Annotated in this window: 12 protein-coding genes; 1 reads left to right on the forward strand and 11 read right to left on the reverse strand. The window is 64.3% G+C overall.

Features of this window, described 5'->3' with window-relative positions:
- Window positions 1-109: 109 nt before the first annotated feature.
- Entirely contained in the window at window positions 110-934 is an 825-nt protein-coding gene (locus C6W55_RS16915; protein ID WP_286893978.1) for a TrmH family RNA methyltransferase, read from the reverse strand.
- Window positions 935-944: 10 nt separating this feature from the next.
- Entirely contained in the window at window positions 945-1625 is a 681-nt protein-coding gene (locus C6W55_RS16920) for a potassium channel family protein (RefSeq protein ID WP_015255884.1), read from the reverse strand.
- 144 nt (window positions 1626-1769) lie between these two features.
- Between C6W55_RS16920 and C6W55_RS16925 the strand changes: the two genes are divergently transcribed.
- Window positions 1770-2030, forward strand: coding sequence for a small acid-soluble spore protein SspI (locus C6W55_RS16925; RefSeq protein WP_015255885.1), 261 nt, complete (start codon window positions 1770-1772; stop codon window positions 2028-2030).
- Between the two features lie 42 nt (window positions 2031-2072).
- Here the strand turns inward: C6W55_RS16925 and purD are convergent, their stop codons facing one another.
- From purD to purQ, 9 genes are all read right to left on the reverse strand, one after another.
- On the reverse strand, window positions 2073-3350 hold the full coding sequence (gene purD, locus C6W55_RS16930) for a phosphoribosylamine--glycine ligase (protein ID WP_286893981.1): 1278 nt from the start codon (window positions 3348-3350) through the stop codon (window positions 2073-2075).
- A gap of 13 nt (window positions 3351-3363) precedes the next feature.
- Window positions 3364-4110, reverse strand: a complete 747-nt coding sequence (locus tag C6W55_RS16935) for an IMP cyclohydrolase (RefSeq protein WP_213483787.1) — start codon at window positions 4108-4110, stop codon at window positions 3364-3366.
- Between the two features lie 28 nt (window positions 4111-4138).
- The gene (locus tag C6W55_RS16940; protein WP_353682053.1) at window positions 4139-5326 is read right to left on the reverse strand and encodes a phosphoribosylaminoimidazolecarboxamide formyltransferase; all 1188 of its coding nucleotides are present in this window, start codon (window positions 5324-5326) and stop codon (window positions 4139-4141) included.
- Between the two features lie 385 nt (window positions 5327-5711).
- Complete coding sequence (purN, locus tag C6W55_RS16945; protein WP_286893984.1) at window positions 5712-6323, reverse strand: phosphoribosylglycinamide formyltransferase; 612 nt, start codon at window positions 6321-6323, stop codon at window positions 5712-5714.
- Window positions 6323-7366, reverse strand: a complete 1044-nt coding sequence (purM, locus tag C6W55_RS16950; RefSeq protein ID WP_286893985.1) for a phosphoribosylformylglycinamidine cyclo-ligase — start codon at window positions 7364-7366, stop codon at window positions 6323-6325. The genes purN and purM overlap by 1 nt, the downstream gene beginning before the upstream one ends.
- Window positions 7317-8048 (reverse strand): reverse transcriptase domain-containing protein, encoded by a 732-nt coding sequence (locus tag C6W55_RS18295; protein ID WP_286893987.1) that lies wholly within the window; start codon window positions 8046-8048, stop codon window positions 7317-7319. Before C6W55_RS18295 ends, purM begins: the two co-directional genes overlap by 50 nt.
- Window positions 8049-8216: 168 nt before the next feature.
- Window positions 8217-9902 (reverse strand): amidophosphoribosyltransferase, encoded by a 1686-nt coding sequence (gene purF, locus C6W55_RS16960; RefSeq protein ID WP_286893988.1) that lies wholly within the window; start codon window positions 9900-9902, stop codon window positions 8217-8219.
- Window positions 9884-12130 (reverse strand): phosphoribosylformylglycinamidine synthase subunit PurL, encoded by a 2247-nt coding sequence (purL, locus tag C6W55_RS16965; protein ID WP_286893989.1) that lies wholly within the window; start codon window positions 12128-12130, stop codon window positions 9884-9886. Before purL ends, purF begins: the two co-directional genes overlap by 19 nt.
- On the reverse strand, window positions 12108-12803 hold the full coding sequence (gene purQ / locus C6W55_RS16970; protein ID WP_286893990.1) for a phosphoribosylformylglycinamidine synthase subunit PurQ: 696 nt from the start codon (window positions 12801-12803) through the stop codon (window positions 12108-12110). The genes purL and purQ overlap by 23 nt, the downstream gene beginning before the upstream one ends.
- Window positions 12804-12805 lie beyond the last annotated feature (2 nt).

Genomic DNA, 12805 nt, shown 5'->3' on the forward strand with positions numbered 1-12805 from the left:
TCTGTTTCGTTAGTATTCGCCATGATCGCATTTCGCCGAAATAACGTTGCTGAGTTTCGTTACGGCCGCCAGCATCCGATTGGAATCCGCCGCTTACAGCCGTCAGAGATCATGACCGCCGTTCGGGATCAAAATACCGCTGCCGCATCGCCTCGTACATCAGCACCGCCCCCGCCATCGCCACGTTGAGCGACTCCGCCTGCCCGCGTATCGGGATGAGCACATGCGCGTCCACGAGCGCGGAGACGGCCGGGGAGAGCCCGTTCGACTCGTTGCCGAGCAGGAGCCAGCAGGCGGGCCGCCAGTCGAACGCGTAGCACGACTGGCGCGCGTCGAGGCTGGCGCCGACGAGCCGGGCGCCGCGCCGCTTCGCTTCCGGCAGCAGCTCGGCCAGATCGCCTTCCACCACCGGCAGATGGAACAACGAGCCCATCGTCGAGCGGACCGTCTTCGGATTGTACGGATCGACCGACCCGCGGCCGAGCACGACGGCGTCGGCGCCGACCGCGTCGGCGGCGCGGATCAGCGTGCCCGCGTTGCCCGGGTCGCGCACGCCGTCGAGGGCGACGACGAAGCCGCCTTCCCTAAGCAGCGCGTCATGTCCATATCGCGGCTTCGTGACGACGGCGAACACCGGCGGCGGCGTGTCCGTGCCGGTGCACTTCGCCATGACGGACGCCGGGAGCGCGTAAACCGGCGTCCGCTCCGGCAGGCGCGCGCCCGCCAGTTCCTCCGGCCAGCCGCGTTCGTCGTCGACGGCGATCGCCTCGATCGAGACGAGCCCCTCCGCCTTGAGCGCCTCCTGCAGCAGATGGACGCCTTCGATAAGAAACGTGCCGGTGCGGTCGCGGTGTTTTTTCTCGAGGAGGGACGCCCATGCTTTCACCTTCGGATTCTGCGCCGACGTGATCGGGATCAGGTTGATGTCCGCCATGCCGCTCCTCTCACTTCCCGTTGTCCGCATAGTGCCGCTCGAGCCGCGCCAGATCGCCGTTCTTCCCGACGATGACGAGGATGTCGCCCTCGCGGATCGAATCTTCCGCGTTCGGCGCAATGTTCATCCGTCCCCCGGTCTTGATCGCCATGACGTTGCATCGGAACCGGGCGCGGATGTCGAGCTGCTTCAGATTTTTGCCGACCATGACCGGAGGGGCCTCCAGCTCCACAATGCTGTAATCGTCCGACAACTCGATGAAATCGAGCAGGTTCGGCAAAATCAGGTTGTGGGCGACGCGCTGCCCCATGTCCCGCTCGGGGAAAATCACCTTGTCCGCGCCGATCTTGCTCAGCACCTTGCCGTGCAGCTCATTCTGCGCCTTCGCGATGATGTACGGGACGCCGAGCTCCTTCAGAATGATCGTTGTCAGGATGCTCGCCTGGATGTCCTGTCCGATCGCGACGACGACGACATCGAAATTGCGGAGGCCGAGCGCACGCAGCGCCTCCTCGTCGGTCGAGTCGGCCGCCACCGCGTGGGTGACCTTGTTCACCACGTCCTGGATGCGCGCGCCGCTGACGTCAATCGCGAGCACCTCGTAGCCGAGCCGCGCAAGCGACTGGGCGACGCTGGTGCCGAAACGGCCCATGCCGATGACCGCGAACTGTTTTTTCGCCGCCTTGGCCATATCGAAATAAGCTCCTTCCTTCCGGCAGTTGTCACACCTAAGCAATATGTCCCATTATAGCACAGCGCATGGGCGGCGTGAGGATGAACAGGCCCCGCGCCGGGCATAGTAATGGGGAACTTCTCGCTCTCGGGGGGATTACGCGTGAACACGCTCAATCTGCGTCAGGCGATCATCCAGCGGGTGCATGACAAATCGTCCGAAGATCTGCTCGACATCATCGACAGCTCGGTCGGGGCGGATGAACGGACGCTGCCGGGTCTCGGCGTGCTTTTTGAGCTGATCTGGCAGGATACCTCTCCGGACGGCCGCCAGCAAATGGTGGAAACGCTGCACAATCATCTGGCTGCCATTCCCGCGCCGCTGCAAACAACCTCACCGCAAAACCGCACCCGCAAAACGTAAAAAAGCGGGAAGCCTTGAGCATCCGCTTCCCGCCTTGACCGTTCAGCCTTTCATCGCACCCAGCGCTTTCGCCGCAATGTCTTTCCGATAGTGCATGCCCTCAAACCGGATCAGACTGCATGCTTCATACGCCCGGTTCCGCGCTTCTTCGATGTCCCGGCCCCGGCCGACGACGCCGAGCACCCGGCCGCCGGACGTCACAATGCCGCCGTCCTGAAGCGCCGTTCCCGCGTGGAAGACAAGCGCGCCGGCCGCTTCCGCCCGGTCGATGCCTTCGATCGGCCGCCCTTTCGGGTAGGAGCTCGGGTACCCTTCCGATGCCAGAATGACGCAGACAGCCGCCTCGTCGCTCCACTCGATCGCGATCTGATCGAGTTTTCCGTCCATCGCCGCGAGGATGATGTCCAGCAGGTCGGTCTTGAGCCGCGGCAGCACGACCTGCGTCTCGGGGTCGCCCATCCGGGCGTTGAACTCGATCACCTTCGGTCCGTCCTTCGTCACCATCAGCCCGGCAAAAAGCACCCCGCGGAACGGCCGACCTTCCTTCACCATCGCAGCCGCCGTCGGTTTGATGATGCGTTCGACCGCTTCGTCCATGATGGCCGGATCGATATGCGGCAGCGGCGTGTACGTGCCCATGCCGCCCGTGTTCGGCCCCTTGTCGCCGTCGAACACCGGCTTGTGGTCCTGCGCCGGCACCATCGGCCGCACCGCCAACCCGTCGACGAACGACAGGATCGACATCTCCTGCCCCTCGAGGAACTCCTCGATGACCACCTTCGTGCCGGATGCGCCGAATACCTTGTCGATCATCATGCCGCGCAAGGCCGCTTCCGCTTCTTCCATCGTGCGCGCGACCGTGACGCCTTTGCCGGCGGCGAGGCCGTCCGCCTTCACGACGATCGGCGGCTGCTGCTGCCGCAGATACGCCAGCGCCGTCTCGTAATCGTCGAACGTCTCGTACCGTGCGGTCGGGATGTTGTATTTTCGCAGCAGGCTTTTCATGAAAATCTTGCTGCCCTCGATCTCCGCCGCCGCCTTGTTCGGACCGAACGCCGGGATGCCCGCAGCCTCGAACGCGTCGACGATGCCCGCCGCCAGCGGGTCGTCCGGGCCGACGACGACGAGGTCGATCGCCCGCTCCTTCGCGAATTGGACGAGCTTGTCGAAATCCATGACGCCAATCGACACGCATTCGGCGATTTTGGCGATGCCCGCGTTGCCCGGCGCGCAGTAGAGCTTCGACACCTTGCTGCTCCCCGCCAGCGACCAGACGATGGCGTGCTCGCGCCCGCCGCCGCCGATGACCAGAATGTTCACCGCGTGAGCCTCCTTATGCCTTGTTCCGGATCGTGATCACCGCTTCGCCGCCGTCAATCGGAATCGTCTTCACGAGCAGCGAGATGCGGTTCTCTTCGTCGAGCCGCTGCCAGTAGTAGTCAAGGGTTTGATTGGCGTCGTCGAACAGCGGCACGAGCTTCGGCTCGCCTTCGAAGGACGGCAGCGGATTGCCGTCGCCCTGATACGTGTGGATGAGATGGCCGAAGCCCGCGAGCGGCTGCTCGTACGTGAAGAAATGCCGCTGCGCGAGCGCCTCGCTGCCGCGGTTTGACTTCAGAATCGCCAGCTTGTAGGCGGCGGATTTGTCGCCCGGCTGGACGATGCCGGAAATGCGCGGCGTGAAGTTCGGCGCGTCCGGCTCGAACGTGCGCGTGCGGAGCGCGTCTTCGAACGTGCCGCCGCTTGCGATGGCGTCCGCAATCGTGTCGGTCTGGTCGCCGTTCGTCACGATGTGGGCACCGCCGGATTGCCTTACCGGGTAGTAAATGATGAGCGAAGGGTCGGTCAGCTTCGCCGGATCGCGCGCCTCGGTGCGGACGCTGCCGTCTTCCTCGAGGACGAAGATCCGGTTGCGGCTGTTCTCGCTCCGCCCCATGATCCAATACACTTGCACCAGCCGGGTGCCGTCCGGCGTCATGCCGATGATGATGCCGCGGCCCGGATAGCGGTTGCTCCTCAGCGCTTCGGCGTTCGCTTCCGCTTCCGCCTTCAGGTTGTCGAGATTGGTGATGGTGGTCATTGTGCCGCTTTCTCCCTTCGTGGCGGAATCAGTGGTGGAACAGCCGGACGCCGGAATACACCATAACCATGCCGTATTCGTTCGCCGCCTTCACGACTTCTTCGTCGCGCAGCGAGCTGCCGGCCTGGATGACGTATTTCACGCCGCTGCGGCTCGCCCGGTCGAGGTTGTCGCGGAACGGCAGGAACGCATCGGAACCGTAGGAAACGTTCTTCAGCCCCTTGAGCCATTCGCGCTTCTCTTCCGGCGTCAGGCGCGGCGGCACTTCTTCGAAGCATTGCTCCCAGCTCTTCTGTTCCACCGGCGTCAGCACGTCCTCAAGCCACAGGTCGATCGCATTGTTCTGCTCGGCGCGGGACAGGCCCGGGCGGAATTTCATGTTCAGCGCGGTCGGATGCTGGCGCAGATACCAGCGGTCCGCCTTGTCGCCGGCGAGGCGCGTGCAGTGGATGCGCGACTGCTGGCCGGCGCCGATGCCGATCGTCTGGCCGTCCAGCGCGTAGCAGATGGAGTTCGACTGCGTATATTTCAGCGTCACGAGGGCGACGAGCAGATCGCGCTTCGCGCTCTCCGGCAGCTCCTTGTTCTCCGTCACGATCGTCTCGAAAACGGAATCGTCGATCACCGCGTCGTTCCGTTCCTGCTGCATCGTCAGGCCGAAGACGGTGCGTGTCTCAATCGGGTCGGGCACGTAGTCGGGATCGATCTCGAGGATGAGGAATTTGCCGCCCTTTTTCTCCTTCAGGATGGCCAGCGCTTCCTCGGTATATCCCGGCGCCACGACGAGGTCGGACACCTCGCGCTTCAGCAGCTTCGCCGTCGGCACATCGACGATGTCGCTCAGCGCGGCCGCGTCGCCGAAAGACGACATCCGGTCCGCGCCGCGCGCCCGCGCGTAGGCAGTCGCGAGCTCCGACAGCTCCATGCCGTCGACGAAATACGCCTTCGCCAGTTCCGGCGTCAGCGGCGAATAGACGGCGGCGCCTGCCGGGCTGACGTGCTTGAACGATGCGGCGGCCGGCAGTCCCGTCGCCTTGCGCAGCTCGCGCACGAGCTGGAACGCGTTCAGTGCGTCGAGCAGGTTGATGAAGCCGGGCTCGCCGTTCAGCACCCGGATCGGCAGCGGCTTGCCGCCGTTCGTCAGCTTCGCCTGCTTCTGGTGCGGGTTCATCCCGTACCGGAGGTTCAGTTCGTAAATTTCGCTCATCGTCCCCATCCTTATCCTTGGGTTTTGCCGGGCGGATCCGTTGCCGCCCCGCGATGCGGATCAGCAGGTGCCCGTTCGTTTGGTTTCGATGCCATGCCCGTCACGGTATCGGCTGTTAACGGCATCCCGTGCCGTTAACGCTTGCCAGCGCGGAGCGGCGCGGTGATTTAACGGCACAAGGTGCCGTTATTGGGCGGCATGAGGCCGTCTTGGCGGCCGATGACGGCAATTAACGGCATCCCGTGCCGTTATTGACGGTCCGCACATGTTGTTGCGGCGAATTAACGGCACGTCGTGCCGTTGCAGGCGGCATTCGACCGCCGGGGCCGCCCTTATCTGCGGCTGCTAACGGAACGCTGTTCCGTTGCAGCCGGCTTTCGACCACCCCGCACGCTCAAGATTCGATCGTCACTTGCCGCCCGTTCAGCCGGATGCGGCCTTCCGCGAACTGCTGCACGACCTGGAGCAGCAGCCGGTGCTCGACCGGGTGGATGCGCGCCGCCAGCGTTTCCTCGGTGTCGCCCGGTTCCACGGCCAGCGCCTCCTGCGCGATGATCGGCCCGGTGTCAAGCCCGCCGTCGACGAAGTGGACGGTTGCGCCGGTCACTTTCACGCCGTATTCGAGCGCCTGTCCGATGCCGTTCAGGCCGGGAAACGCCGGCAGCAGCGACGGGTGGACGTTGATCATCCGCCCGTAGTAGGCGTCCACGAGCACCGGCGTCACGATCCGCATGTAGCCGGCCAGCACGACCAGCTCGACGCCGCGGCGCTTCAGCTCGATCAGAATTTCGCGTTCGCACGCTTCGCGCGACGGATATTCGCGCGGCCGGATCACGTACGTCTCGATGCCGGCCGCTTCCGCCCGCTTGATGACCGGCGCGCTCGGCTTGTCGCAGACGAGCAGCCGGATGTCGGCGTCGATCCGCCCGTCCCGCGCGCCGTCGGCGAGCGCCTGGAAGTTCGAGCCGTTGCCGGACGCGAAGACGGCTACCTTGAGCTTCGCCATTACACGTCAGCTCCCGTGAACGTCACGATGCGGCTGCCCGGCGTCACCGTGCCGATCCGGTACGCTTCGACGCCTTGCTCCGCGAGCGTCCGGACCGCTTCGTCCGCCTGATCCGCGGGCACGACGGCGACCATGCCGATGCCCATGTTGAACGTCGTGAACATGTCGCGGTTCGAGATCTTGCCCCGCTCCTGCAGCAGCTTGAAGATCGGGAGCACCGGCCATGAGCCGTATCCGATCTCGACGTTCACGCCCTCGGGCAGCACGCGCGGGATATTCTCGATGAACCCGCCGCCCGTAATGTGCGCGAGGCCCTTCACTTCCACGCGCTCGATCAACTTGAGCACCGGCTTTACATAGAGCCGCGTCGGCTCGAGCAGCACGTCGCCGAGCCTTGCGCCGCCAAGTTCTGGCAGCATGTCATGCAGCGAAAGGCCGCTGTCTTTGAGCAGCACCTTGCGCACAAGCGAGAAACCGTTGCTGTGCACGCCGCTCGACGCGAGCCCGATGACCGCGTCGCCCGGCTTGATGCTTGCGCCGTCGATGATGCGCTTGCGGTCGACGATGCCGACGGCGAAACCGGCGATGTCGTACTCGTCCTCGCCGTACATGCCCGGCATCTCGGCCGTCTCGCCGCCGATCAGGGCGCAGCCGGACTGCTCGCAGCCGTCGGCGATGCCCTTCACGATCGCCTCGATGCGCTCGGGCACGACCTTGCCGCAGGCGAGGTAGTCGAGGAAGAACAGCGGTTCCGCGCCCTGCACCACGATGTCGTTCACGCACATCGCCACCGCGTCGATGCCGATCGTATCGTGCTTGTCCATCGCGAACGCGAGCATCAGCTTCGTGCCGACGCCGTCCGTGCCGGAGACGAGCACCGGTTCCTCATATTTCTGCAGATCCAGGCCGAACAGCGCGCCGAACCCGCCGAGCCCGGTCAGCACCTCGGGGCGGAATGTCCGCGCCACATGCTTCTTCATTCGCTCGACCGCTTCATTGCCCGCCGCGATGTCGACGCCGGCTTGTTTGTACGCTTCCGACACCAGGGTCACTCCTTCGCAATTGTTGGTCCCGTCCCGGCCTGCACGGGGCTGAACGGGAAGCGGCTCCGCTCCGGATGATGGACGCCTGGGCGGTATGGGTCCCTCCCGTCGCACCGTCCGGACCGGAGCAATGTAGAGTAAAGGGCTGGGGGACCAGCCCCTCCTCATCAAACCGTACAAGCGGTTTTCCCGCATACGGCTTTCCGACGTTCTTCACCTTGCGCAATACGTACTTCGCCACGTGGTAGCGGACCGCAGTCTGGCATCCCTCAGGATTTCGTGGAAGCGGGATCGTCTCAGCGACCACTTCTTGTACTTCTTCCGGCAGAAGATCATGAGTGTTCAGGTAGATATTGGCCAACAGCGGCGAAATGACACCGCCCTGCGGGCTCCCGATGTCGGATTCATGAAACTGATCATCTTTCATGACCCCCACTTTCAGCCACCCGCGAATCAGTTTGAGCATCTTTCGGTCTGACACCCGCATCTCCACAAGTTTCATCAGCTTCTCATGCGAGATGTTGTCGAAGTACCCCTTGATGTCGACGTCCACCACCCAGTACACCTGACCATTGTTCACGGCGCTTCCTTTGTTGGCCTTTACCTGATTCCACGCGCTGCGATGCCTGGCTTGGCCAGGCGCACAAGCGAAAGATCCACGCTTATTCTTCCATATTTTCAATTCTCACCCGAAATAGAGGAAATTTCTTCGTCTATTCCGGCAAATTCACCCGTTCACAGCCGTTCACAGGCAATTAGTGGAAATATTTTCGCCTATCTCCGGCAACTCCGCCTATTCGGATGAAATAGAAGCAAACTTTTCTCTTATTCACAACGATCGTTCGACCGCTCAGCAACTGCACGTCCGCGAAGGCTTCGCGAACTCGATCGGCGTCGGATAGTCGTTGTCGAAGCACGCCATGCACATACCGCCGTTGATCCTGAGCGCCGCCTCGAACTCGGCCGGGGTCAAACCCGCCGCTTCCAGTCCCTCCAGCAGCGACGGATTCAACCCCCGGCCGCCAGCCGCGGCCGAACCGGCTCCGCCGGCGACGTCGCCAACACCGCCGGCCCCGACACTGCCGCTCGCGCCAATTCCTGCACCCGCGCCGACAGGAACGGCGGCTCCCGCCCCGATGCGGCCCACGACCGCCTCGATGAATCCTTCCTTCGAGAGGAACTGCAACGAGTCCGCGTTGATCGCCTTGCGGATCTCCTCCACCGACATCTGGGCTGCGATCAGGTCCTTGCGATCCGGCGTATCGATGCCGTAGAAACACGGGTTCGCGAACGGCGGCGACGTGATGCGCACGTGCACTTCCGTAGCGCCCGCCTCGCGCAGCAGGTTCACGATCCGCCGCGACGTCGTCCCCCGCACGATCGAGTCGTCGATCATGACGACGCGCTTGCCTTCGACGACCCGGCGCACGGCCGACAGCTTCATCTTGACGCCGCGCTCGCGCAGCTCCTGCGACGGCTGGATGAACGTCCGGCCGGTGTACTTGTTCTTGATCAGCCCGAGCTCGTACGGAATGCCCGTCTGCTCCGCGTAGCCGATCGCCGCCGAGATGCTCGAGTCCGGCACGCCCGTGACGACGTCGGCGTCGACGAACGATTCGAGCGCCAGCCGGCTACCCATCCGCTTGCGGGCCGCGTGCAGGTTGATCCCCGCCACATCCGAGTCCGGCCGGGCGAAATAGATGTACTCCATCGCGCACACCGCCCGCCGTTTCAGCGGCGCGAACCGCTCGACGCGGATGTCCTTCCCTTCGCCGAGGATGAACATCTCGCCCGGATAGATGTCGCGCACGAACTCGGCGCCGACCGTCTCGAGGGCGCATGTCTCCGAGGCGAACACGTATCCGTCGCCGAGCCGGCCCATGCAGAGCGGCCGCAGACCGTTCGGGTCGGATGCGGCGATCAGGCGGTCGTTCGTCAGGATGAGGAACGCAAATCCGCCGACGACCCGCTGCAGCGCCGCCTTCACCGCGCTGACGAAGTCGAGCGGCGAGCGCGCGATCAGGTGCGCGATCACTTCCGTGTCGCTCGTCGTCTGGAAGATCGACCCGGCCGCCTCGAGCTCCAGCCGGATCTCCGGCGCGTTCACGAGGTTGCCGTTCGTCGCGACCGCGAGATCCCCGTCCCGGTACTTGAACACGAGCGGCTGCGCGTTCGCAAGCGCACTGCTGCCCGACGTCGAGTAGCGGACGTGGCCGATCGCCCGGTCACCGCGCAGCCCGTCGAGCGCCTCCTTCGTGAATACTTCCTTCACGAGGCCCATCCCGCGATGCGCGGCGAACGATTCAAACGGCCGCGCCGAGTCGACGGTGCAGATGCCGCAGCTCTCCTCGCCGCGGTGCTGCAGCGCGTGCAGACCGTAATAGGTCAGCGCGGCGGCGTCCGGGATGCCGAACACCCCGAACACGCCGCATTCTTCACGCACCTTGTCGAACAGATCGTCCCGCCCGATCCCCTCGTTGTAATAACCGCCTTCGGCCCAGGATCGGGTAAGTCCTTTCAGTTCTTCAGCAGACATGGGATCGCTTCCTTCCAGACCTTCTGCAGCTCCGAGACCGGAGCCGCGATGCCGTCCCGTCCGTTCACCTTCACGATCAGATCGGAACCGCCGACCTTGCCGAGAACCGAATAAGCCACGCCCCGCTCCGCCAGCAGTCCAACAAGCGCATCCGCCTTCTCCGGCCGCGCCGAAAGCAGAATCCGCGACTGCGACTCGCTGAACAGCGCGACATCCGGACGGAGCGACGTCGACACGTCCACGACCGCGCCCAGGCCGCGGCCGAAGCACGATTCGGCCAGCGCGACGGCGAGCCCGCCTTCGGACAGGTCGTGGGCCGACGCGACGAGCCCTTTCCGGATCGCCTCCAGCACGGCGCCCTGCACCCGCGCTTCGACCTCGAGATCGATTTGCGGCGGACGGCCTTCCGTCTTGCCGAGCACCGCGTACTGCAGCTCGGAGCCGCCGAGCTCGGCCAAAGTCTCGCCGACGAGCACGATCACGTCGCCCTCTGCCTTGAACTCCTGCGTCGTAATATGATCCAGATCGCGAACCAACCCGACCATGCCGACGACCGGCGTCGGATAGATCGCGCCCTTCTCGTTCTCGTTGTACAGCGACACGTTGCCGCCGATGACCGGCGTACCCAGCACGCGGCACGCTTCCGCCATGCCGTCCGTCGCCTTCTCGAGCTGCCAGAACACCTCCGGCTTCTCCGGGCTGCCGAAGTTCAGGTTGTCCGTGATCGCGAGCGGCTCCGCGCCCGAGCAGACGACGTTCCGCGCCGCTTCCGCGACCGCGATCTTCCCGCCGACTTCCGGATCGAGGTAGACGTACCGGCCGTTGCCGTCCGTCGTCATCGCGAGCGCCTTGCGCGTGCCGGGCACCTGGACGACCGCCGCGTCGGAACCCGGCCGCACGACCGTGCTCGTCCGCACCATGTAGTCGTATTGGTTGTACACCCATTCCTTGCTTGCGACCGTCGGCGAGGCTAGCACCTTCTTCAATGCGCCCGTGAGATCCCGAATCTCCTCGAACGCCGTCGTGTCCACGTTCGCGAACGCGCGGTAATATTCCGGCTCCTCCGACCGCTGATGGTACACCGGGCAGTCGTCCACCAAAGCCTTCACCGGCATGTCGGCGACGATTTCGCCCTTGTGGAACAGCCGCAGCCGGCCGTCGTCCGTCACCTTGCCGACCTTCGCGCAGATGACGCCCCACCGTTCGAAAATTTCCCGCGCCTTCGCCTCATGCTGCGGTTCGATGACAAAAAGCATCCGCTCCTGCGACTCCGACAGCATCATTTCGTACGGCGTCATGCCTTCCTCGCGCTGCGGCACCTCGTCCAGATATAACTCGAGGCCGTTGCCCGCCTTCGCCGCCATTTCCGCGCTCGAGCAGGTCAGCCCGGCGGCGCCCATGTCCTGGATGCCGAGCACGATGCCGGACTCGATCAGCTCCAGGCACGCCTCCATGACGAGCTTCTCCATGAACGGGTCGCCGACCTGCACGGCCGTGCGCTTCTCTTCCGATTCCTCGGTCAGCTCGACGGATGCGAACGTCGCGCCGTGGATGCCATCGCGGCCGGTCGCCGGCCCGACATAGAACACCGGGTTGCCGACGCCCTTCGCGACGCCGCGCTGGATCTTGTCGTGGTCGATCAGGCCGACGCACATCGCGTTGACGAGCGGGTTGCCCTCGTAGCTCTCGTCGAACATCACTTCGCCGGCGACCGTCGGAATGCCGATGCAGTTGCCGTACCCCGCAATGCCCGCCACCACATTTTCAAACAAATACTTCACACGCGGGTTGTCTAATCGACCGAAGCGGAGCGAGTTCAGCAGCGCCACCGGCCTTGCGCCCATCGAGAAAATGTCGCGGATGATGCCGCCGACTCCCGTCGCCGCCCCCTGGTACGGTTCGACCGCGGACGGGTGGTTATGGGATTCGATTTTGAACACGACCGCCTGGTTGTCGCCGATGTCCACGATGCCCGCGCCTTCGCCCGGACCCATCAGGACGCGCGGCCCCGAAACCGGGAACTTCTTCAGCACCGGCTTCGAGTTCTTGTACGCGCAGTGTTCGGACCACATGACGCTGAACACGCCGATCTCGGTGTAGTTCGGCTTGCGGCCGAGGAACTTGCAGATCAGGTCGTACTCGTAGTCGCTGACGCCGAACTCCCGGTAAATTTTATACTCCGCGATCTGTTCCGCCGTCGGTTCCTTAGCCGTTAACTGTTGCGCCATGCCGCTCCCTCCATGCGCTGAGTACTGATGTGAACATCCGCTTGCCGTCCGACGAGCCGAGCAGCTCGCTTACCGCCCGCTCCGGATGCGGCATCATGCCGACGACGTTGCGGCCTTCGTTGCAAATGCCGGCGATGTCGCTTACCGAACCGTTCGGGTTCTCGCCCGCCTTGTAGCGGAACACGACCTGGCCGTTCGCTTCGAGCTTCGCCAGCGTCTCTTCGTCGCAATAGTAGTTCCCTTCGCCGTGGGCGATCGGGATGTTGACGATCTCGCCCTTCGCATAATCCCGCGTGAACGGCGTCTCGTTGTTCACCACTTCGAGCAGCGCCGGATGGCAGCGGAACTTCAAGTCCCGGTTCCGGAGCAGCACGCCCGGCAGGAGACCCGCTTCGGTCAGGATCTGGAATCCGTTGCAGATGCCCAGCACGTACTTGCCTTCCTCCGCTGCCTTGCGCACCTCGTTCATGACCGGTGCGAAACGGGCGATCGCGCCGCAGCGCAGATAATCGCCGTAGGAGAAGCCGCCGGGCACGATGATCGCGTCGTAGGCGGACAGATCCGTCGCCGTGTGCCAGACGTAGTCGACCGGCTGGCCGATCGTCTCCTCAACCGCCTTGTAGCAGTCGATGTCGCAGTTGGAGCCCGGAAAAACGATGACCGCGAACCGCATCC

Source organism: Thermobacillus sp., from assembly GCF_003390775.1.
Taxonomy (GTDB): domain Bacteria; phylum Bacillota; class Bacilli; order Paenibacillales; family Paenibacillaceae; genus Thermobacillus; species Thermobacillus xylanilyticus.

Coding starts and splice junctions, on each gene's coding strand:
- C6W55_RS16915 (WP_286893978.1), bottom strand. CDS start 934: ATGGCGGACATCAACCTGATCCCGATCACGTCGGCGCAGAATCCGAAG.
- C6W55_RS16920 (WP_015255884.1), bottom strand. CDS start 1,625: ATGGCCAAGGCGGCGAAAAAACAGTTCGCGGTCATCGGCATGGGCCGT.
- C6W55_RS16935 (WP_213483787.1), bottom strand. CDS start 4,110: ATGACCACCATCACCAATCTCGACAACCTGAAGGCGGAAGCGGAAGCG.
- C6W55_RS16940 (WP_353682053.1), bottom strand. CDS start 5,326: ATGGGGACGATGAGCGAAATTTACGAACTGAACCTCCGGTACGGGATG.
- purN (WP_286893984.1), bottom strand. CDS start 6,323: ATGGCGAAGCTCAAGGTAGCCGTCTTCGCGTCCGGCAACGGCTCGAAC.
- purF (WP_286893988.1), bottom strand. CDS start 9,902: ATGTCTGCTGAAGAACTGAAAGGACTTACCCGATCCTGGGCCGAAGGC.
- purL (WP_286893989.1), bottom strand. CDS start 12,130: ATGGCGCAACAGTTAACGGCTAAGGAACCGACGGCGGAACAGATCGCG.
- purQ (WP_286893990.1), bottom strand. CDS start 12,803: ATGCGGTTCGCGGTCATCGTTTTTCCGGGCTCCAACTGCGACATCGAC.